22 protein-coding genes and 1 tRNA gene are annotated in these 19,248 nt (G+C 66.1%); 12 read left to right on the top strand and 11 right to left on the bottom strand.

Translation table 11 applies throughout. From position 1 onward, the window contains the following. Positions 1–135 precede the first annotated feature (135 nt). Positions 136–501 carry a hypothetical protein gene (locus ODI_RS15915; protein ID WP_067755678.1) on the top strand — a complete coding sequence of 122 codons (366 nt, stop codon included), beginning with the start codon at positions 136–138 and terminating at the stop codon, positions 499–501. A 158-nt stretch (positions 502–659) separates the two neighbouring features. Continuing rightward, entirely contained in the window at positions 660–923 is a 264-nt protein-coding gene (locus ODI_RS15920) for a nitroreductase family protein (RefSeq protein ID WP_067755675.1), read from the top strand. Positions 924–1,097: 174 nt separating this feature from the next. On the opposite strand, the gene ODI_RS15925 is transcribed toward ODI_RS15920, so the two are convergent. Then, positions 1,098–1,412 (bottom strand): hypothetical protein, encoded by a 315-nt coding sequence (locus tag ODI_RS15925; protein ID WP_157929776.1) that lies wholly within the window; start codon positions 1,410–1,412, stop codon positions 1,098–1,100. A 296-nt stretch (positions 1,413–1,708) separates the two neighbouring features. On the opposite strand from ODI_RS15925, the gene ODI_RS15930 reads away from it, so the two are divergent. Next, a complete protein-coding gene (locus tag ODI_RS15930; protein WP_067755670.1) occupies positions 1,709–2,878 on the top strand; it encodes a hypothetical protein in 1,170 nt (389 codons plus the stop codon). 129 nt (positions 2,879–3,007) lie between these two features. On the opposite strand, the gene ODI_RS15935 is transcribed toward ODI_RS15930, so the two are convergent. From ODI_RS15935 to ODI_RS15945, 3 genes are all read right to left on the bottom strand, one after another. Continuing rightward, a tRNA-Pro gene (locus ODI_RS15935) sits at positions 3,008–3,084 on the bottom strand. Positions 3,085–3,133: 49 nt separating this feature from the next. Further along, positions 3,134–4,258: a hypothetical protein gene (locus tag ODI_RS15940; RefSeq protein ID WP_067755667.1), complete on the bottom strand. Its 1,125-nt coding sequence runs from the start codon at positions 4,256–4,258 to the stop codon at positions 3,134–3,136. Continuing rightward, positions 4,251–4,832: a hypothetical protein gene (locus ODI_RS15945; protein ID WP_157929777.1), complete on the bottom strand. Its 582-nt coding sequence runs from the start codon at positions 4,830–4,832 to the stop codon at positions 4,251–4,253. The genes ODI_RS15940 and ODI_RS15945 overlap by 8 nt, the downstream gene beginning before the upstream one ends. A gap of 211 nt (positions 4,833–5,043) precedes the next feature. Between ODI_RS15945 and zigA the strand changes: the two genes are divergently transcribed. Further along, the gene (zigA, locus tag ODI_RS15950) at positions 5,044–6,252 is read left to right on the top strand and encodes a zinc metallochaperone GTPase ZigA (protein WP_067755661.1); all 1,209 of its coding nucleotides are present in this window, start codon (positions 5,044–5,046) and stop codon (positions 6,250–6,252) included. A 156-nt stretch (positions 6,253–6,408) separates the two neighbouring features. Here zigA and ODI_RS15955 read toward each other — a convergent pair whose 3' ends face one another. Both ODI_RS15955 and ODI_RS15960 read right to left on the bottom strand, forming a co-directional pair. Continuing rightward, positions 6,409–7,698, bottom strand: a complete 1,290-nt coding sequence (locus ODI_RS15955; protein ID WP_231968073.1) for a FecR family protein — start codon at positions 7,696–7,698, stop codon at positions 6,409–6,411. Next, positions 7,695–8,381, bottom strand: coding sequence for an STN domain-containing protein (locus tag ODI_RS15960; RefSeq protein WP_157929778.1), 687 nt, complete (start codon positions 8,379–8,381; stop codon positions 7,695–7,697). Before ODI_RS15960 ends, ODI_RS15955 begins: the two co-directional genes overlap by 4 nt. Before the next feature lie 326 nt (positions 8,382–8,707). On the opposite strand from ODI_RS15960, the gene pstS reads away from it, so the two are divergent. From pstS to mnhG, 8 genes are all read left to right on the top strand, one after another. Next, a complete protein-coding gene (gene pstS / locus ODI_RS15965; RefSeq protein WP_067755655.1) occupies positions 8,708–9,751 on the top strand; it encodes a phosphate ABC transporter substrate-binding protein PstS in 1,044 nt (347 codons plus the stop codon). Positions 9,752–10,222: 471 nt separating this feature from the next. Continuing rightward, positions 10,223–12,580 (top strand): hydrogen gas-evolving membrane-bound hydrogenase subunit E, encoded by a 2,358-nt coding sequence (mbhE, locus tag ODI_RS15970; protein ID WP_098020923.1) that lies wholly within the window; start codon positions 10,223–10,225, stop codon positions 12,578–12,580. After that, positions 12,577–12,993 carry an MnhB domain-containing protein gene (locus ODI_RS15975; RefSeq protein WP_067755653.1) on the top strand — a complete coding sequence of 139 codons (417 nt, stop codon included), beginning with the start codon at positions 12,577–12,579 and terminating at the stop codon, positions 12,991–12,993. The genes mbhE and ODI_RS15975 overlap by 4 nt, the downstream gene beginning before the upstream one ends. Then, on the top strand, positions 12,990–13,397 hold the full coding sequence (locus ODI_RS15980; RefSeq protein WP_067755650.1) for a sodium:proton antiporter: 408 nt from the start codon (positions 12,990–12,992) through the stop codon (positions 13,395–13,397). Before ODI_RS15975 ends, ODI_RS15980 begins: the two co-directional genes overlap by 4 nt. Further along, positions 13,397–14,920, top strand: coding sequence for a proton-conducting transporter transmembrane domain-containing protein (locus tag ODI_RS15985; RefSeq protein ID WP_067755648.1), 1,524 nt, complete (start codon positions 13,397–13,399; stop codon positions 14,918–14,920). The genes ODI_RS15980 and ODI_RS15985 overlap by 1 nt, the downstream gene beginning before the upstream one ends. Then, positions 14,917–15,264: a Na+/H+ antiporter subunit E gene (locus ODI_RS15990; RefSeq protein ID WP_067755646.1), complete on the top strand. Its 348-nt coding sequence runs from the start codon at positions 14,917–14,919 to the stop codon at positions 15,262–15,264. The genes ODI_RS15985 and ODI_RS15990 overlap by 4 nt, the downstream gene beginning before the upstream one ends. Next, positions 15,261–15,563, top strand: coding sequence for a monovalent cation/H+ antiporter complex subunit F (locus ODI_RS15995; RefSeq protein ID WP_067755644.1), 303 nt, complete (start codon positions 15,261–15,263; stop codon positions 15,561–15,563). The genes ODI_RS15990 and ODI_RS15995 overlap by 4 nt, the downstream gene beginning before the upstream one ends. Beyond that, positions 15,560–15,919, top strand: coding sequence for a monovalent cation/H(+) antiporter subunit G (gene mnhG, locus ODI_RS16000; RefSeq protein ID WP_082985366.1), 360 nt, complete (start codon positions 15,560–15,562; stop codon positions 15,917–15,919). Before ODI_RS15995 ends, mnhG begins: the two co-directional genes overlap by 4 nt. Here mnhG and ODI_RS16005 read toward each other — a convergent pair. The 5 genes from ODI_RS16005 to ODI_RS16025 all read right to left on the bottom strand — a co-directional run bounded on the left by ODI_RS16005 (position 15,916) and on the right by ODI_RS16025 (position 19,248). After that, a complete protein-coding gene (locus ODI_RS16005) occupies positions 15,916–16,404 on the bottom strand; it encodes an RES family NAD+ phosphorylase (RefSeq protein WP_067755641.1) in 489 nt (162 codons plus the stop codon). The two genes, mnhG and ODI_RS16005, sit on opposite strands and share 4 nt — an antisense overlap. After that, on the bottom strand, positions 16,404–16,730 hold the full coding sequence (locus ODI_RS22335) for an MbcA/ParS/Xre antitoxin family protein (protein WP_157929779.1): 327 nt from the start codon (positions 16,728–16,730) through the stop codon (positions 16,404–16,406). Before ODI_RS22335 ends, ODI_RS16005 begins: the two co-directional genes overlap by 1 nt. A gap of 115 nt (positions 16,731–16,845) precedes the next feature. Then, positions 16,846–17,850, bottom strand: coding sequence for a peptidylprolyl isomerase (locus ODI_RS16015; RefSeq protein WP_067755698.1), 1,005 nt, complete (start codon positions 17,848–17,850; stop codon positions 16,846–16,848). A 120-nt stretch (positions 17,851–17,970) separates the two neighbouring features. Beyond that, complete coding sequence (locus ODI_RS16020; protein ID WP_067755636.1) at positions 17,971–18,456, bottom strand: YbjN domain-containing protein; 486 nt, start codon at positions 18,454–18,456, stop codon at positions 17,971–17,973. Between the two features lie 60 nt (positions 18,457–18,516). Beyond that, on the bottom strand, positions 18,517–19,248 hold the full coding sequence (locus ODI_RS16025; protein ID WP_231968074.1) for a DNA repair protein: 732 nt from the start codon (positions 19,246–19,248) through the stop codon (positions 18,517–18,519).

Below are 19,248 nucleotides of genomic sequence, written 5' to 3' on the forward strand. Positions count from 1 at the left end.
GCTTCGTGACCCCCTCTTACGTCATGGGTCCTTATGATGGCACTTGTGTTTCTCATGCCAGGAACACAGGTTCAAACCAGGTAGGCGTGCTGTCCTCGCGGGGAGCACAACGACCGCTCTGACGGAGAAAACCCGATGGCCTATACAAGAACCACGGCGAAGAAGCTTCTCACCGCAACCGAACTGGAAGTGTTCGATGCCGCCACGCCAGCAGGAATCAAGACGCTGACCAAACCGCAATTGCGCAGCAAGCTTGAACGCAGCCGCAAGCTGCGCGACAAGTACCGCGACCTTTTCCGCCGCCAGCGCCTGGCGCTGCGGGCCGAAGTGGGCAGCAAGGCCGGCACCAAGGGCAATGCCAACGAGCGCACCCGCCAGAAGGAAGAATTGCTTGGCGAGCTGGTCACGAAGTTCGAGGCGCGCATCGCGCAGATCGAGCAGACCGAAGACAAGGAATTCGCCAAGGCCTGCGCGGTTGCGGAAAAACGTTCCCGCGCCTGACCTGCGTCAGCCCGCCCGCGCTCACGAAGTGGGCGGGCGCTCTCGTCTTCAGCAACCGACAAACTATTTACAAGCCGCCACACCTGTGGCGTAGATCGCTAACATCCCTGGCGTAGCATCATCCAGAAACGTTCAACGGCAAACGAAGCAGGACACCCATGTTGACGCTGGAGACAGGCCTTTATCTACGCGTACAGGAGTTGGAAGGTGGCCCGCTGCCTTTTCCCCTGCGCAACGGCTTCAACGCCGGCACGGCATACCGCGCACTCGGTGTCTTCAACGCGTCCGAAAGCTCGGACGCCTTCTTCATCCTGTCGAATGACCGCGATGAGGTCTGGTTCATCTGCAACCGGCACCTGCGTACCGTCACGATCGACGCGCAGAACAAGGCACTCAAGGCTCCCCTCTCCTCTTTCAAATGAGTGTGGGCCAGCAAGGCGACGGCCAGGGCCGCGAGCGTCCACATCAAGGGATACTCGATGCCACGCGCCATCCAGAACCAGTCCGACACGGTGGATTGCCTGCAACCGTTACAGCGCTATTTTGTCGTCCACGCCGAGCCGCCGCTGGATGCCGCGGCGGCGGCGTGACGCGCGCTACAGCGACATCCACAGCAGCATCGGCAGGCCCTCGCCACGCGCACGCACCGCCAACGCCTGCAAGGCATGCAGCAGGCCTTCGGCGACCAGCGGTGTAAGGCCTCTTGCGCCAGCCTCTTCCCCCGCGGACCAGGCCTTGGCCAACTTGCCGACCTCTTGCGGCGCAAGGGTGGCGAGTGCATCGCGCAGCGCGACCGGCAACACATAGATCCACGGGCCTTGCGCCTCGTCATCGAAGCACGAAGGGTCCAGCTCCTGGATGGCTTGCGCCAGTTGCTCCCGCCCCATCGCCACGGCCAGGTCTTCAAGCACCAGCGTGTCCAAGCCTGGTGTTGCGACAGCGGGCCACCGCTTATCGCGTGGCCAATCGGACAGGACTCGAGGCGCCTCACTGACCGGGGCAAGCAGGATATCCGTCAGGACTGACATCGTGTCTCCTTGTGGGTGCGACCCGTTGCCAGCTTACCGCCTCCGGCGTCGAGACGGCATTTTTCCGCAAGGTATAGTGCCTCTGGCCCGCTGGGCAGTCTGGCGGTCCAAGCAGGACGGCCTTGCTGCAGTTGCCCCATCCCACGCCTCCCCGTGATCACCTGAACCCAGAGGAAACGATGTCCAGCCAGCAAGAAGCCCTGTCGATACTGCAGCAATTCATCGCCGATGAGGAGGCCGACCTGGCCGGTCGCGGCGGCGGGTCGTTCTGGCCGTCGAACTGGCATCGCATCACCCCCTTGGAAGGCAAGGCGGAAAGCTTGCTCGATGCCGCCGCGCACGAACGGTTCTGCCTGCATTACCTGCGCCGTACGCATGTGCCGCCGGCGATGAGCGATGCTGCCTTGCCCCGCGTGCTCGACACCTACCGCCAGTGGTTGCCACGCGCACAACAGGGCGACGCGGGCGCCAAGCCCCATGTGCTGGCATTCCTGCTGGGTTTCGATGCTCGCGGCGTCTTGCCCGGCGCGCAGAAAGACCAGAAAACCCTGCAAGCGCGCAGGAAACTGCTGACCCACCTGGGCAATTTTTCCCACCTGCCCGGCATGCGGGCCAAGCCCAAGGGATTCCAGCCCTTCCTGCCCTTGGCCGGGCACATCCTGCAGGTGCTGCAGCACACGTCCTACCGGCAAGACTCTGCAAGCGTCGACGCCCCCTACCATGCGTTCACCGACTTACGCTTCTGGGGCATGGTCTACATCGTGCTGATGACGCCCGCGCTTCGGGAAACCCTGCTTGCCGATCTGATGAACGGCCATCCAGAGCTGCCGCGGCGCGATGAGGTGCTGGGCATCCTGAACGAATTCGTCCAGGCCGTCCTGCCCAACTGCGCTGCCGAGGAAACCGGCTTTCTTGCCCTGGCTGCCAAGCTGGACGAACACCAGCGCAGCCGTGCCGCGCAAACGGAATCGGCGGCGCTGGCAAGGCAGTTGCAGCTTCCCTTCGGAGAAAACGAAGCCTGGAACATCACCATCAACGCGCCGCTGCGCGGCCACGACCGCTGGTATTCACCGCCATACATGCAACTGGTCATGCAGCCCGACCCTGACTTCGACTGGCGCCTGCTGCTCGATACCGGCAAACAGCGCTACTCGGTCAACAGCGGCGACACGCTGCAGAACGACGGCAAGCTGCCTCCTCTGGCAAAGCTGGCGGATGTGCCGCAATGGCTGGCGCAGGTCAAGGCCAGCCATGGACTGGACTTCGATTTCGACCAGGGCAGGATCGCCTGCGGCAGGAAGCGGGCCATGGCAAAGACGATACGGCAGTGGATAGACGGTGGGGCGTGATGCCCCGCCGTGCGCGGGCCGCCCCAAGTGGAGCGGCGAGATACCCGAAACGCGCGAGATTCGGCTCAGCCCCTAAGACAAAAACAAAAGACCTTGCAGAGAAACCTCTGCAAGGCCTTTGAATTCCTGTGGTCGGGGCGGTGGGATTCGAACTCACGACCCTCTGCTCCCAAAGCAGATGCGCTACCAGGCTGCGCTACGCCCCGACGGGCTGCCAAAGGGAGTGCTTCCTTCGGCAACGGGGCGGATTGTACCTTACCTCCGTCCCGCTGGCGCGCAGGCGCCCGGTGCCACATTCTCCGCATCCACGCACGCCGCCCAGACTTGCGGCGCAAGGCTGGGCACCAACAGGAAGCGCGTGCTTCCATCCACATACCAGAAGACCCGGCCTGGATGTTCCCGCAAGGCATCCGACACCTGGCGCGACGCGACAGGATCGGGCTTGATGCGACCCGTGGCATCACTGGCACCGCTCACGATGACGGTCTGCCATGCCGGATCCCAGGACTGGGCGCCAGGATCATCCTGCGCAAAACCCGCATCCAGGCGCACGATCCGCCAAGGCTCCTGGGGAATGCCGGTTTCCACGGCATTGCCGCCTTCTTCCTGCCATACCATCACCCGCTCGCGGGTCTGCCCGGGCATCACGAAAGCGGGATTGCCCTGCCCGGAAACCATCACGCCGCGCACCGACGCCAGCGTGAGCCGGCGTTTCTGCTTGCCGTCCGAACCGAACTCGACCACGGTATGCGCTTGCCCCGTGGGACGGTGATCGATGGCGCGCAGCAAGGTGCCTGCCTCGTCGCGCACATAGCGCACGTCCCCATCCGCGGCCTCGCCGCAAACGGCGGGCACGAATCGCGTCACATGTCCCGCCGCATCGCGCAGCAGGCAGGCGGCGTCGCTCCGTTGCAGCGGTGCCTGCCTGCCCTTTCCAAACCGGGCGTCGTAGGCGGCATAGCCGGAGGGACGCCCGGCGGCGTCGTAAAAAAACGCCCAGCCGCCATCGCGCAGCCGCTCGCCGCGCACCCAAGTCCACCGCGCCAGGCGACACAGCGTGCCGTCCGCGTCACGGTACGCAAGCGTGGGCGCGGTGTCGATGTCCGGCGACGCATAGGCGCGCCAGTCGACCCGCGCCGCCCAACCGGCCAACTGCAGATCGCCATCGGGCCTGACCGTGATGGGCGCGCCAGCGGTATCCACCCGGCTGCCATCCTGGCCGAGCAGGACACGCACACCTGACAGTTCCACGGCCACGCCATGCACGTCGAGGCCTGGGACCGCCTCGAAACCGGCGGCAGGCGAAGGACACGCCGCGGTCCCGGCGCCAGGCAGCACGGCCCCACACAGCAGTGCAAGGCGGACGAAACGCTTACGCATAAGGAAGATTCCCCAAATAATCGATGATTCCCCAGAACTCCCTGGACACGCCCGCGAAGCGCAACGGCCCCGGCGCGTCCTCGAAGAGCAGAAAGGGATAGGCATCGCGCGTGAGCACACCCGTGGGCGGCAGATGGTAGGGCCGGAAGCGCGCCGCATCGTTGAAGTAGGATTCCAGTTGCCCCCCGCCATCGACATGGACATACCACGCGCGCACGGGCGTGGCGGCGTATGCCGGGTCTGGCTCGGGAAAACGCCCTCCGTCGCCGGCCACGACCGCATCGCGCAGCAATGCCAGGAACAGGCGACGTGCCTGGGGCTCGGTGGCCAGGGTCGCAAGCAGGACGCTGGCACGCGAATCCGGCACCACGCTGCGCGCGCTGGAACCCGCATCCAGGCGGTGATCGTCCTGGAAGGCGGAAAACCAGGCACGGTAGCGTCCCTGCGCGGCAACCCGGTCGAAAGCTGGCGCCGCGGCAAGCGCGGGGCAGGCCGCCCACGCAGCAAGCCCCGCGACAAGACCCACGCAGCGTCGCCGATCGAGCGCGACCGTTAGTTTGCTTTCATCACGCATCCTGCTTCTCTCCCCTGGCGAGTCCTCGCGCGGCCGTCCCCTCAGCGCCGTCCGCATGGCGGCGCATGGCCTCGACGCGAGGCCCCTCCACGCCGCGGGCAATCGTACTGCAATGGGAAAATCGCTGGGGAAATGCGTGGCATGGCGCGTCATGACATATTATTTTGCTATGTTATAACATCCTATTTTCTGGCTTCCCGCAGGTGCGTCCATGCCTCTCTCCGCTTCCCGCCTCCCCGTCACGGTCCTGTCCGGCTTCCTCGGCGCGGGCAAGACCACCCTGCTGAACCACATCCTGAACAACCGGGAAGGCCGACGCGTGGCCGTGATCGTGAACGATATGTCGGAGGTGAACATCGACGCGATGCTGGTGCGTGACGGTGGCGCGCAGCTCTCCCGCACCGATGAAAAACTGGTGGAGATGAGCAACGGCTGTATCTGCTGTACCTTGCGCGAGGACCTGCTGCTGGAGGTCGAGCGCCTGGCGCGCGAGGGCCGCTTCGACCAGTTGGTGATCGAATCCACCGGCATCTCGGAACCGCTGCCGGTGGCGGAGACCTTCACCTTCGAAGGCGAGGATGGCCGTTGCCTGGGCGACGTGGCGCAGCTGGACACGATGGTGACGGTGGTGGATGCCTTCAACTTCCTGCGCGACTACGGCTCTCGCGACAACCTCGCCGCGCGCGGCGAATCGCTGGGCGAGGAAGACGACCGCACGGTGGTGGACCTGCTGGTGGAGCAGGTGGAGTTTTGCGACGTCATCGTGCTGAACAAGCTCGACCTGGTCAGCGACGCGGACCGTGAAAAGCTGGTGGCCATCCTGCGCCAGTTGAATCCACGCGCCAGGATCGTGTTCGCCGAATTCGGCAAGGTGCCGCTGGATCGCGTGCTGCAGACGGGCCTGTTCGATTTCGCCGAGGCTTCGCAAGCGCCGGGCTGGTTGAAGGAATTGCGCGGCGAGCACGTGCCCGAAAGCGAGGAATACGGCATCGGCAGTTTCGTCTACCAGGCACGGCGTCCTTTCCATCCGCAGCGCTTCGCGGCCTTGGTGAATTCGGAATGGCCGGGCGTGGTGCGTTCCAAGGGTTTCTTCTGGCTGGCCACGCATCCGTCGCTGGCGGGCTCGTGGTCGCAAGCCGGCGCCGTGGCCCGGCATGGCGTGGCGGGTTACTGGTGGGCGGCGATGGCCAGGGACCAGTGGCCGGAAGATCCCGAGACCCTGAAGCTGATCCAGTCGAAATGGATGGACGGCGTGGGCGACGCGCGCCAGGAGCTGGTGCTGATCGGCATCGACATGGATGAAGCGGCGCTGCGCGCGCGGCTGGATGCCTGTTTGCTGACGGATGGGGAAATGGCGCTGGGGCCACATGGCTGGATGGCATGGCCGGCGCCCTTTGCGGACTGGCCGGAGCGAGGCTGAAAGGGGCGGCGCCCGATCGGTCAAATTGCCTGCCTATCTACTAGACGTTTGAGCGCGCCCGACAATGCACGTCTCTAGCAAACTATTACACCTTGGCGATGCCGAGGGTATGCCCCAGACGGTTCTCGCCACGTGGGAAACCTTGGAAGCGCCACGTCAACTGAGGATGACCACGTCACCAAGCCGGCGCACGCGGGCCCGGTACAACTGCTCGATCAGGATGATGGCGCGGTCCAGCGCGTCGACCCGGAAACGGCCACTGATGCGCTGGCGCCCCAGCGCGCTGTCCATGAGCACGACCCGCCCTGGCCGGTAACGGTTGATCTCGGCCACGGCCTCCGCCAGCGGCGTGTCCTGGAAAACCACCATGCCACGACGCCATGCGTCATCGGACGTGCCGCTGGTGACCCGCCGGACAGCGTCCATGCCGCTGCTGCCATAGGAGACCTGCTGGCCCGCCACCAAAGACACCTCGCGCTGCGAATGGAAAACCCGCGCCGCGCCTTCGGTCGCGCGAACCACGACACGCCTCCCTTCCAAGGTGCGCAGCGCCACGCCCCCCTGCCCCACGTCGACCCGTCCCCCGCCCGCGCGGATACGCAAGGGGATGGCGCGGCCGTTGTCCACGGCAATCTCGCCAGCAAACAGCGCGATGAGCACGCCGCTGGCGTCGGTACGCAAGGACAGGCTGGTCTGGGTATTCAATTCGACATAGGCGCCCTCACCCAGGCCTATGCGCCGTCGCTCACCCGTGGCGGTACGGAAATCCGCCCGCAACACCTGCCAGGACGGCCATAGGCCCAGCGGCGGCCGAGCGATGGCCAACGCCCCGAGCGCCGTTGCGCCAGCGATTGCCGCGCCCAGGAATCCCCGCCGGGTCAGCCGCGGCAGCGGCGCACGAAGGCCTGGCGTCCCTGGCTCGGGATCAGCCGGCGCTGCATGCAGGGCCCGCCCCAGGATTTTCCACTCCCGGGTGGCCTGATGCCAGCGCTGCGCGTGCCCACGGCTTTGCGCATGCCACTGCGTGAACGCGTCCAGGCGTTCATCCGTGGGCTGCCCCATGGAAAGGACACGAACCCAGGCACGCGCTTCCGCCAGGACGGCAGCGCCCGCGCCCGCCTCCTCGGCCCCTTTGGCGACGGCCCGCAGGCCTGGCCCGGCCAGGCCCTGTACGCAGGACTCATGCGCTGCCTGCAATTCCCTGGCGACGAGCCGGGTCGAAATTCCCCAGCGTTGCGCCAGGACCTGGCTGGCGGCGCGCTCCATGCACACCGAGTAAAGAATATGGCGCAAGCGGGGCGGGAGGGATTCAACTTGCCGCGCCAGCCAGGACAGATCGCCGCAGTCGGCATCCTCGCGCCCCCGGCCATCCGCGGGTTCCATGCACTCGCGCAGCCGCGCCAGACGCTCCGTGACGGAAAGTCTCGTCAAGGTTTTCTCCGTCATGGCGCGCACTCCTGGCGCACGCGCGCGTCCCGCCCACTCAACTGCAATGTCAACGGTTGAGGCAGGTCCGTGGGCGCCGTCATGCCGATGGGCAAGCCATCCAGACGCGCGTGGACAGGCGCCTCCAGCGCCGGACGCCCCTGCGCATGCACACGCAAGCCTTCGATCCGGCGATCCGGCCCCACCGTGAACAGCAAGGTCAGGTGATAGGTCCTGTCCTGCAAGGCAGGCTCGTCGCATAACGCTTGCGTCACGCGAGACTGAACCTGCGCATGAAAGGCCTGCGCAACCAGCGGCGATAGCTCGCCGCTTCCTTGGGGACGCGCCTTCAACATGAACGCATCCGCCCCGGAGAAATGGGGAGATAGCCCACTGAGGGAAATCAACTTGCGCAACGCCTCGTCCGGATCCAGGACACCGTGGACCGGCGCTGAGTACAGGCCTGCCACCTGCCGTGCGTCGTAAAGCACGGAACGGCCAGTGATCTGGCTGTATTGCTGCAACGCGTCGTGCAGGCGCAACCGGGGCAGCACATAGCGGTGCATGCCTGGCGGCACGGTGGCGCCTCGACCCGCTTGCTTTCCTGGATGCCCCGCAATGGCGGCATGCGCCGATCCGGCAGGCTCGGCCCAGGCTGCTGTCGCCACGAGCCCTGACAACAGGAAAGCCAGGACTGGCGGCATGGCACCGTTCAAGCGGCGAGCAGGCCGAGCCCGCTGGCGGAATGAGCGCGGAAGCAGCCTCACCAGGACACGCAGGGGAAGGAAAACATGGAGCGGGAGGGAGGCGGACAGCCTTGGAGACAAGGCGCGAAGCGGCGCCGGTACTGTCCCGCAAGATGGTAGTGAGACCCCATGACAGAAACGTTACGCCCCATTACCGGATGCATCCTGCAGGCAATTTCTTCCCAGGAGAGCGCATATCCTGTTACCTATATGTCCGTCACATTCATGTCACATTAGCTGCGTAATCTGCGCTTCGTCTACCCACCAGACGAGAGGATCATCTCATGTTGAAATTGTTCAAGCAGGTCTCGATCGCCGCTGCGTTCGGCGTCGCAGCCTCCTTCTCCGTGCAAGCCGCCAATATCACCGGCGCTGGCGCTTCGTTCCCCTACCCCATCTACGCCAAGTGGGCTGCCGACTACAAGGCTGCCACGGGCAACGCCGTCAACTACCAATCTATCGGTTCGGGTGGTGGTCAACAACAAATCATCGCGAAGACCGTCGACTTCGGCGCTTCGGACGATCCCCTGAACGCTGAGAAGCTGTCGAGCAACAACCTGGTCCAGTTCCCGGCCGTGATCGGCGGCGCCGTGCCCGTCATCAACGTCCAGGGCGTGAAGCCGGGCGAACTGAAGCTGACCGGCGAAGTGCTGGCCAACATCTACCTGGGCAAGATCAAGAAGTGGAACGACAAGGCCATCACCGACCTGAACAGCGGCGTGAAGCTGCCGGACGCCGACATCGTCGTCGTCCACCGTTCGGACGGTTCGGGCACCACGTTCCTGTGGACCAACTACCTGTCGAAGGTCTCGGCTGACTGGAAGAGCTCGGTTGGCGAAGGCAAGGCCGTGAAGTGGCCCGTGGGTCAAGGCGGCAAGGGCAACGAAGGCGTCGCCGCCTACGTGGGTCAGCTGGCCAACTCGATCGGCTACGTCGAATACGCCTACGCCAAGCAAAACAAGCTGGCCTGGACGCAACTGCAGAACAAGGACGGCAAGACCATCCAGCCGGATGCCGCCGCCTTCGCCGCTGCTGCCGCCAACGCCGACTGGAACAGCGCTCCCGGCATGGGCGTGGTGCTGACGAACGAGCCGGGCGCTCAATCGTGGCCCATCACCGCCGCTACGTTCATCCTGATGCAGAAGACCCAAGGCAAGCCCGAGCAAGGCAAGGCCGTGCTCGAGTTCTTCGACTGGGCCTTCAAGAACGGCGCCAAGTCGGCTGCCGATCTGGACTACGTCGCGCTGCCCGACGAAGTCACCAACCAGATCCGCAAGGTCTGGGCTGCTGAAATCAAGGACGCCAACGGCCAGGCCATCTGGAAGTAATCGCTCCTGAAAGCGATCGCTGCACCGCTCTCGCCGATCGCCTGATCGGTCAGGGCACGCAGCACGCAATAAAGCGGGGAAGCCTTGGCGCTTCCCCGCTTTTTTTTGTGCGTCATCGCGCCCCTTGGTACGGGCGATCCTCGGCAGTACGCACGCGATGATGCGCCGTACTCCATTAAAAAAGATTGCATCTCCCGCGACATCGTTTGCTAGAATGGTCGCGGGTTTTGGTCTCGCCATGAGGCCAAGAGGTGATTGCGTTGGTCGGGCCGCCAACGCGGGCTTATGCAATCTCCTGATGACCCAGCACGCCTTCTGGCCCGCGCTGACGGGCTTTCCATTTTCTTCGCCGTCCCCTCCATGCCCGCCTCGCGGCCTGCTGGCGGCTTCCCCCTTCTCGCCCCCCGCCGCGCCGCCGCGCGTGCGCAGTGCCGCGCATCGCGCCAGTCTGGCCGCGCCTGGAATCGACCCATGACCCTGACCTCCCTCCTGCTGGCAGCAGGGTGCGCCGCGCTGCTGGGCTGGCGGCTCGCGCATCTTCGCGGCGCGCTGGCCCGCTATCTGCCAGCGCTGCTTCCGCTCGGACTCTTCGCCGGCCTCGCCTCCCTGGCCCCCCTCATCGCCAGCGGCGGCACGATCGATCATGCCTGGTCCTGGGCGCCATCGCTGGGCGTGCAGCTCGCCTTGCGCCTTGACGGCTTCTCGCTCCTCTTCTCCTTGCTCATCACCGGCATCGGCACGCTGGTCGTCACCTATGCGACGGCATACTTCTCGGATGCCGCGCCCTCCGAGCGCGCCCGTTTCATCTTCCTCATCCTCGCCTTCATGGCGGCCATGCTGGGCACGGTGCTGTCGGACAACCTCGTCGCGATGTTCGTGTTCTGGGAAGCCACGAGCCTGCTCTCTTTCCTGCTGATCGGTTTCGAGGCCCACAAGGCCGACGCCCGCAAAGCCGCGCTGCAATCGCTGCTGATCACCGGCGCGGGCGGCCTGGTGCTGTTCGGCGGCATCCTGCTGATCGGCATGGCCGCCGGCACCTTCTCGATCTCGGCCTTGATGGACCAGCCGGAAACGCTGCTGGCCAGTCCCTGGATGAAGCCGGCCGCGATCCTGCTGATGATCGGCGCCTTCACCAAGTCGGCACAGTTCCCTTTCCATTTCTGGCTGCCCCAGGCGATGGCTGCGCCGACGCCCGCCTCTGCCTATCTGCACTCGGCGACCATGGTGAAGCTTGGCGTCTATCTCCTGGCGCGCTTCGAGGTCGTGTTCCGGGACATTCCCTGGTTCGGTGCCACGCTGGTCATCATCGGGTCGGCGACGATGCTGGTCGCCGCGCTCGGCGCCATCCGCGCCAGCGGCTACAAGGCCGTCCTGGCGCAGTCCACGGTCGCCTCGCTGGGCATCCTGGTCATGCTGATCGGCCTGGACAGCCCGCAATCGGCGGTGGCCGTCAGCGGCTTCATCGTTGCCCACGCCTTCTACAAGGCGGCGCTGTTCTTCTGTGCCGGCACCGCCATCCACGCCACACACATCACCGAGTTGCGGCGCCTTGGCGGACTCGCCCGCTTGCTGCCCTTCACCGCGACGGCCATCGTGCTGGCCAGCCTCTCGATGGCGGGCCTGCCGCCTTTCGTGGGTTTCATCGCCAAGGAGTTCCTGTTCGAGGCGCAGTTGGAAAGCTCGTGGAGCCTGCTGCCCGTGGGCGTGGCGGTGCTGGTCAACGCCATCATGGTCGCCACGGCGGGCGTGGTGTCGCTGCGGCCCTTCTTCCTGAGCAAGCACAAGATCAGTCACATCGCCCACGGCGAAACCCCCGGGCTGCTCGCCGGGCCCCTGACCCTGGGCCTGCTGGGCGTGGCAGCCGGTATCGCTCCCGGCTTCTTCTCGTATTACCTCATCACGCCCGCGGCGGGCGTCCTTGCCGGCCAGCCCATCGACGTCTCGTTCTCGCTGTGGCACGGTCTCACGCCGATGCTGGCGCTCAGCGGGCTGGTCGTCACGCTGGGCGCCTTGCTGGCCTGGCAATGGGATCCCTTCCATCGCGCGCTGCACCGCATCAGCCTGTTGAACCGGCTGGATGCCAACCGCAGCTATCAGGCCGTGGTCGACGCGCTGCTGGGACTCGCGCGCTGGAGCACCCGGCAGCTGCAGAATGGCGACATGCGGCGCTATACGCTACTGACCTGCATCGCGCTCATCATCACCATCGCATGGTCCATCGCCCGCAACGGCGGCATCACCGAGCTGGCGCTGGGCGGCACCATTCTTCCGCTGCCGGCCGCCTTGCTGGCATTCGGCGTGATCGGCGCGGTCGTTGCGGTCCGGACACGCGCGCTGGTCACGGGCCTGATCGGGGTCGGCGTGGTCGGCTATGGCTCGGCCCTGCTCTTCCTGCTGCATGGCGCGCCCGATCTCGCCCTGACGCAGTTCGCGGTGGAAACGCTCGTCCTGGTCGTGATGATGGCGGTGCTGAGACGCCTGCCCGCGACGGCCAGCGCCACCCGCGATCCCGGCGAGCGCCGCGTCGATGCCGTGGTGGCCATCGCCTTCGGCCTGCTGATCTTCGTGACGCTGGCAAGCATGCTGGCTGAGCCGTTCGACACACGGCTGTCGGACTTCTTCGCCGCGACCAGCTATCCCGACGCCCATGGCCAGAACGTGGTCAACGTCATCATCGTCGACTACCGCGCGCTCGACACCCTTGGGGAAATCGCCGTCGTGGCTTTCGCCACGCTGGGCGCGTGGGCGCTGCTGCGCCGACGCAGGCCGCGCGCAGCCCCGTCCGGCTTGCGCCACCCCGCGGATGCCGGCAAGCGAGGAACGCCATGAACTCCGTCATCTTTTCCACCTCCGCCCGCCTGCTTTGCTGGGCCATGCTGGCGATCTCGCTGGCAATCCTGTGGCGGGGCCACAACCAGCCTGGCGGCGGATTCGTCGGCGGCCTGGTGGCGGCCATGGCGATCGGCGTCGTGGCGCTTTCCAACGGCGTCGCCCATGCCAGGCACCTGCTGCGCGTCCACCCCGTCGCATTGGCCGGCTTCGGGGTAGCCTGCGCGGTCATCAGCGGCCTGGCCGGCATCGCCGCGGGCGACGGATTCCTGACGCATCAGTGGCTGATCTTCGACAACGGGTTCAAGCTCGGCACGACACTGCTGTTCGATATCGGGGTCTATTGCGCCGTGATGGGCGGCATGCTGTGCCTGGTATTCCGTCTCTATGAGACGAGCGAGGAGGCAGCATGAACCTGATCTACGCAGCGGCCATTTCCGCCATCATGGCGCTGGGCCTTTATCTATTGCTTTCCCGGCACGTCATGCGAATCGCCTACGGCGTCATGCTGGTGTCGGCGACCGTGAACCTCTGCATCTTCCTCGCGGGGCGCATCGGCGACAATCCGCCCCCCATCATGTCGGCGGGCGAAACCGCATTGGGAACGGGCGCGGCCAACCCCCTGCCCCAGGCGCTCGTGCTGACCGCCATCGTGATCGGTTTCTCGCTGGTCGCCTTCCTCGTGGCGCTGGCCCTCAAGACCCATCGCCGATTGGGGACGCTGGACCACCGGCAACTGGACCAGGCGGAAGCCCTGGGCTCCCCCTTTTCCGATGCCTCCCCGACCCCTGCCGCCGGCAAGGAGGCTCGCCCGTGATGTCAGCACTCATCCACTACGCCGTCCTGTGGCCGGTGCTCATTCCCATCGCCGCCTCCGCGCTGTGCATGGTGCTCTGGCGCTCGCCATCCGCGCAGCGCGCGACGCACCTGGCCTCGCTGACGCTGATGCTGCTGGCGGCCTGGCTGCTGCTGCGCGAGGTGCGGGCCGGCGCCGTGGTGGCCATGACCTTCGGCGGCTGGGCGCCGCCTTTCGGCATCAGCTTCGTGGCTGATCGCCTGGGCGCGGCGATGGTGGCCGTGGCTGCCGTCCTGGCATTGGCCACCGGCATCTTCAGCCTGTCCACCACCCGCCAGCGGCACGTCCACAACGGGGTCTATCCGCTGCTGCAGGGCATGCTGGCGGCCGTCAACGGCGCCTTCCTGACCGGCGACATCTTCAACCTGTACGTCTGGTTCGAGATCATGCTGATCACCGCCATGGGCCTGCTCGTCATCGACAAGCGCCGGGCGCAGCTGGACGGTGCGTTGAAGTACGCCGCCATGAACCTGTTGAGCACCCTGCTCTTCCTGCTGGCCATCGCCATCCTGTATGGCCTTGCCGGCACGCTCAACATGGCCGATCTCGCGCGGGTCCTGCCCGATACCGAACCCAGCACCGCGCTGGCGGTCAGTGCGGCGCTCTTCCTGGTCGGGTTCGGCATCAAGGCGGGCTATTTCCCCATGTTCTTCTGGCTGCCGGCGTCCTACCACACCCTGCCGATCGGCCTGCTTGCCCTGTTTGCCGGGCTGCTGACCAAGGTCGGGGTCTACGCGTGCTTCCGGGTATTCACGCTGCTGTTCATGGGCGGGGAGACGCTGCGCGAGCTGATCGCCTTGATGGCGGCCGGCACCATGCTGTTCGGCGTGTTCGGCGCGGCGGTGCAATGGGACGTGCGCCGGATCCTGTCGTTCCACATCATCAGCCAGATCGGCTACATCCTGCTGGGGCTGGCCCTGGGCACGGCAGCCGCCTTCGCGGGCGCCATCTTCTACATCCTGCACCACATCATCGTGAAGGCCAACCTGTTCCTGATCGCGGGCGCCATGCACCGGGCCAGTGGCACCTATGACCTGCGCCGCAGCGGTGGCCTGATGCGTAGCCAGCCCTTGCTGGCGCTGGCCTTCGCCATCCCCGCGCTGTCGCTGGCAGGCATTCCGCCGCTATCAGGCTTCTGGGCCAAGTTCATGGTCATCGATGCCTCGTTCCGGGCCGATGCCGCCTGGCTGGCCGCGACGGGCCTGTTCGTTGGCCTGCTGACGCTGTTCTCGATGAGCAAGATCTGGATCGAGGCGTTCTGGAAGACGCCACCCGTCCCGCGCAGCCGGGTCCGCCGCGTGCCCATGCCGATGATGCTCGGGATCGGCGCGCTGGCGCTGATCACCGCCTGGATCGGGCTGCAGCCGGAGACGCTGCTGGCGTTCTCACAGGCCGCAACCACCCCGCTGATGGCCCCCGAGGCATACCATGCAGCGGGCTTCGCGCAGAGCGCGCTTCCTGCCGCCGAAGGAGCCACGCCATGACCCAGGCGCCATCCCTCCCGCGGCGCTTGCGCGCCTGCCTCGTGCTGTGCGTCGTCTTCCTGCGCGAGCTCCTGCTGTCGTCCTGGTCCGTCGCCGCGGCAGCCTTCGCGCGCCAGCCGCGGCTGGCGCCCGCCGTCATCGCCATGCCACTGCGCCTGCAATCCGATCTCGCCATCGCGACGCTGGCCAACCTGGTGTCGCTGACGCCCGGCACGACCTCGCTGCACGTCAGCGAGGATCGCGCCACCCTGTACATGCACTGCCTGAATGCGGAGACGCCCGAACAGGTGATCGAGGGCATCCGCCGCGCGTTCGAGGACCCTCTCCTGGAGATCGAAGGATGATCGAGACCCTGCAAGACATCGATCTGGCCGTCAGCCAGATCGCTCGCCTGCTGCTGGTGCTGGTAGCCGTGCCGCTGGGCATGACCCTGGTACGGATGCTGCGTGGACCGGACGATGCGGATCGCTATGTCGCGCTGGACATGCTGACGGGGGTTGCGGTCACTGCCGCGGCCCTGGCCGCCGTCGTCACCGGCCGTCGCGAATACATGGATGTCGGGCTCGGGGTGGCGGTGTTCGGCTTCGTGGGAACCTGCGCGCTTGCGGCATTCCTCGAACACCAGAAAGGAGACCGCGAATGAGCCTCGCCTTGTTCATCCTCGCCCTGGCGCTGAAGATCGTGGGCATGATGTTTCTTTTCGCCGCCGCCCTGGGCCTGCTGCGCTTCAAGGATCCCTTGCAACGGATGCACGCCTCCACCAAGGCCGGCACCGTCGGGGCCGGTCTCACGGTGGCGGGCGCTGCCCTGGCGAGCGGGGACGGCTTGACCTTGGCCATCGGCGCGTTGACGGTGCTTTTCCTGGTCTTTACGGTGCCCGTCGCCGGCCACGTCCTGGGACGCGCGATCCATCTTTCTGGCAAGGTGCAGCTGGCGCCTGGCAAGGATGCGCTGGATGGCGCGATGCGGCCTCGTGCCACTGTGCGGACTCAGGATTAAGCCCGGTCGGCCACGGGGACCTTGGCCAGCCAATCCTTGTCGCCAAAAATGCCGTCCACGGCGTCCAGGTGCTCCGCGAAAGGCGCTTCACTCCGAGACGCCACGCGACAGCGGCTGGCGTCGGGATGGGAGCAATTGAGCAGATACTGAGGCGCGCCGGACAGGCTGGGCACCTCGAGCAACAGGGACTCGCCGGCCTCCAGCCACGCCTGGCCGAAACCGCGCGACACCGAGACATCCGATCGCCAATTCCGCGGCGCGGCACCGCGCAAGACGCCGCCTTGGGGCGCGCGCACCTCAAGCAGGACATACCCTCGCGGCAAGCGGCGAGGATGCTCGGCCTCGACCAGCGCAAGCCGCGCGCAAATGGCCGCCAGCGGTGAGCTGTCCAGCAGAATGGCATTCGCGCCGGCAGCCACCCAGCGGCCGCCGGGTTGACTGCCGCTTTGCAGCGTATGGCCATTACTCAGGCGCCAAAGGGTCATCACGGCCCGTTACCTTCCTCGATATCCAGCAGCCAACGTTCCACCGCCCCTGTGTCACGAGCGTCGCGCATTTGCAATGCTGGCGGATGACCATACAGGCGCGCCTTCGGCTCGCTGAGCCAATCCATGGCAAGCATCTTGTCGCCGAAGACCATCTCGGCCAGCCAGATCATGCGCAACAGGCGATACAAGGTTGCCGCGTGTTCACGCTGATAGACGCTTGCGCCCTGGCTTGCCACCGCGGCAGGCGGGTACAGACGAAGTTCCGGCACCAGCATGTCCAGCGCCGACTGGCGCGGCAGGCTTTGCCTGATCGCGTCCAGCAAGACCGGGACCGCCTCCACGGAGCGCGGCGTGCGCGCTCGGCCAAGCATCCTCCGCACCCGGCCATTCAGGTCGTCGCGGACATTGCGCGGGCCGGCCAGGCCCGCGCTGGCAGGATTACTTGACTGCCTCGAACGCTTCGTTGACCGCCTTGCCATCGATACTGACTGTACCGGCATTGACGAGTCCCTCCAGATAAGCACGCGCTGCCTGTTCCTGGCGCTGCGCGCGCAATGCATTGCGCAATTGCACTTGCACCTCGACCAGGGGCGGGGTGCGTGCGTCGCGGACGTCCACCAGCTTCAGGATGTGAATGCCACCGGGCATCTGCACGGGGGCGCTGACCTGGCCTTTCTTCAGGCCTTGCACGACACCGCGCAGCTCGGGCACCAGTTGCGGCAAGGGCACGAAACCGTTGTCGCCGCCACGTGCTGCCGAATTGGCATCCTGCGAGAATTCCTTGGCAAGCGCGGCGAAATCGGCCTTGGGCGCGTTCGCCCGCTTGACCAGGTCGGCGGCCTGCTTGCGGGCGGCCGCCACGGCATCGGCGTCACCATAGGGAGCGGCCAGGTAGATCTGGCTGACACGGTAGCTGGCCGGCTGGGTGAAGCGGTCCTTGTTCTGGTCGTAGGCGGCTTGCAGCTCGGCTTCCGAGGGGTAGTCGTCGGCAGGCTGGCTGACGGAATCCAGGTAGGCACGCATCACGACCTGCTCCTGGGCGGCCTGTACCGCAAGGCGGATTTCCTCGCGCTCGGTCCAGCCTTGCGCGTTGGCTTCCGCCACCAGCGCCCTCTCGGCAAGACGCGCGCGGATCACGCGATCGAGCTCGCTGCGGTCTGCCTTCAACTGCTCGCGTTGCGCAGCCGGCAGCGTGCGCAGCAGGTTTTCGATTTCACTGCGGGGGACGCTGACCGCGCCCAAGGTCGCAATGGCGGGGCCGTCAGCCGGCGCAGCCGTCGACTGGGCAGCGGGCTTGGACGGCGCCGGCGCACTGCTGCTGGCGGCAGGCTTCGCGGGGGCATCGTTCTGGGCGCTGCCCTTGTCGCCGCAAGCGGCCGCGGCAAGCACCACGCCCAAGGCGCCGACGACGCGCAGCACACGCGGCATGGTTTTATCGGACACGTTCACATCAACTCCGGGAAACTACTTGGGAAGCGCCGCGCACGGCAGGACAATGCCCATGCGCGGCACCCACTGCACCCACGACAGCAAGCGCCGCGGGCTGGTAGAGCCTCAGTCTGCTCAGGCCTTGTCGGCGGCTTCTTCAGCAAGCTCGGCGACGGGCTGGCCTTCAGCGCCTTGGGCGGCTTGCGCAGCGTACTGCCGCAGGAACAGCACGAACTCCTGCAGCAGGCGATCCCACAGCTCGGTCGTGGCGCGCACGTGGTTCTCGCTGACGCCGCCAGCCAGGATCACGTCCTTTTCCAGCACCAGGAACGCGCCCTGGTGGGTCAGGCGGGCAAAGCGCTTGCCGATGTTCCAGCTGTCGGCCAGGCCGGCGGGCAGTTCGCCCTGCACGCGTAGCGCGCAGCTCAGGGTGTAGTCGACGAAGTCGCCTGCCTGGGCGGCAGGGTTGCCGAAACGGACAGCGAAGCCAATGCCCTGGGTGGCGCTCAGCAGTTGCACCAGGCCGTTCTGTTCGGACAGGGTGACGCGGTAACCCATTTCCTGCAGGATCTCTTGCAGGCGCGCAGCGTTGAGGGATTGGATCAGCGTGGATTCAGTCATTTCACAATTCCATAATAAAAAGGGTGGGCAAGGCACTCGCCCTGCCCCTGCCTGCCATCGTTACTGCGCAGACTTTGCTTCGGGCTGCGGCACCATCCTGGGATCGTACTTGCCGTCATATAGCTTGTCACCATAGCCCTGCGCTTTCTCGTCGAAGGCCACGCGGGCCTTCTGCGAGAACGGCTGGCGCATGGCCAGCATGTCGCCGGTGCTGAACGATTCGTAGGCCGCCAGGATTTCCTTGCCCGCGGCATACAGTTCGTCGTTCTTGATTTCGCAGGTCTTCAACTGCGCATCGCGCTGCTGCAGGTTCGCGCTCAGCGTGGCGCGTTCGGCCTCCTTGGCACGAGCCAGCGTCAGCAGCTCGTCGTAGGCATCCTTGAACTTGCCCAGCTGCGTGTTGGCCGCGGCGATCTGCGAATTCGCGCTGGCGCGCATCGCATCCTGCTGGCCGGCCAACTGCTCGGCGGCGCCCTGGGCCTTGCCCAGTTGCGCACGCAGTTGCTCGATTTCCTTCTGGGCCGCGTCACGCTGCGTTTCGGCGGCGACCTTGGCCGCATTCACCTGAGCCTGCTGGCTTTGCAGCTGCTGCAGCTGCTGGGTGGCGCTGCGCAGTTGCGTGCGCAGGCGCTCTTCCATGCTTTGCGCGTGCGCGGGCTGGACGGACAGGATGACAGCCATGGCGGCGGTGGTGGCCTTCAGCGCCCACGCCACCTGCCGCAACGCGGGCGTGGCGCGCTTCAGCGCCGGGGCTTGCGCCCCGGACACCGGATTGGAGTGTCGCGTCGTCAT

It is taken from the genome of Orrella dioscoreae, assembly GCF_900089455.2.
Taxonomy (GTDB): domain Bacteria; phylum Pseudomonadota; class Gammaproteobacteria; order Burkholderiales; family Burkholderiaceae_B; genus Orrella; species Orrella dioscoreae.

Bases quoted from the DNA above. Each gene is read 5' to 3' on its own strand.
- ODI_RS15920 (WP_067755675.1), top strand. From the start codon at position 660: ATGTTGACGCTGGAGACAGGCCTTTATCTACGCGTACAGGAGTTGGAA.
- ODI_RS16025 (WP_231968074.1), bottom strand. From the start codon at position 19,248: ATGACGACGCGACACTCCAATCCGGTGTCCGGGGCGCAAGCCCCGGCG.
- ODI_RS16020 (WP_067755636.1), bottom strand. From the start codon at position 18,456: ATGACTGAATCCACGCTGATCCAATCCCTCAACGCTGCGCGCCTGCAA.
- ODI_RS15985 (WP_067755648.1), top strand. From the start codon at position 13,397: ATGTCAGCACTCATCCACTACGCCGTCCTGTGGCCGGTGCTCATTCCC.
- ODI_RS15955 (WP_231968073.1), bottom strand. From the start codon at position 7,698: ATGACGGAGAAAACCTTGACGAGACTTTCCGTCACGGAGCGTCTGGCG.
- ODI_RS15995 (WP_067755644.1), top strand. From the start codon at position 15,261: ATGATCGAGACCCTGCAAGACATCGATCTGGCCGTCAGCCAGATCGCT.
- zigA (WP_067755661.1), top strand. From the start codon at position 5,044: ATGCCTCTCTCCGCTTCCCGCCTCCCCGTCACGGTCCTGTCCGGCTTC.
- ODI_RS15975 (WP_067755653.1), top strand. From the start codon at position 12,577: ATGAACTCCGTCATCTTTTCCACCTCCGCCCGCCTGCTTTGCTGGGCC.
- ODI_RS15990 (WP_067755646.1), top strand. From the start codon at position 14,917: ATGACCCAGGCGCCATCCCTCCCGCGGCGCTTGCGCGCCTGCCTCGTG.
- mbhE (WP_098020923.1), top strand. From the start codon at position 10,223: ATGACCCTGACCTCCCTCCTGCTGGCAGCAGGGTGCGCCGCGCTGCTG.
- ODI_RS15980 (WP_067755650.1), top strand. From the start codon at position 12,990: ATGAACCTGATCTACGCAGCGGCCATTTCCGCCATCATGGCGCTGGGC.
- ODI_RS15945 (WP_157929777.1), bottom strand. From the start codon at position 4,832: ATGCGTGATGAAAGCAAACTAACGGTCGCGCTCGATCGGCGACGCTGC.
- ODI_RS16005 (WP_067755641.1), bottom strand. From the start codon at position 16,404: ATGACCCTTTGGCGCCTGAGTAATGGCCATACGCTGCAAAGCGGCAGT.
- ODI_RS15960 (WP_157929778.1), bottom strand. From the start codon at position 8,381: ATGCCGCCAGTCCTGGCTTTCCTGTTGTCAGGGCTCGTGGCGACAGCA.
- ODI_RS15940 (WP_067755667.1), bottom strand. From the start codon at position 4,258: ATGCGTAAGCGTTTCGTCCGCCTTGCACTGCTGTGTGGGGCCGTGCTG.
- pstS (WP_067755655.1), top strand. From the start codon at position 8,708: ATGTTGAAATTGTTCAAGCAGGTCTCGATCGCCGCTGCGTTCGGCGTC.
- ODI_RS15930 (WP_067755670.1), top strand. From the start codon at position 1,709: ATGTCCAGCCAGCAAGAAGCCCTGTCGATACTGCAGCAATTCATCGCC.
- ODI_RS15915 (WP_067755678.1), top strand. From the start codon at position 136: ATGGCCTATACAAGAACCACGGCGAAGAAGCTTCTCACCGCAACCGAA.
- mnhG (WP_082985366.1), top strand. From the start codon at position 15,560: ATGAGCCTCGCCTTGTTCATCCTCGCCCTGGCGCTGAAGATCGTGGGC.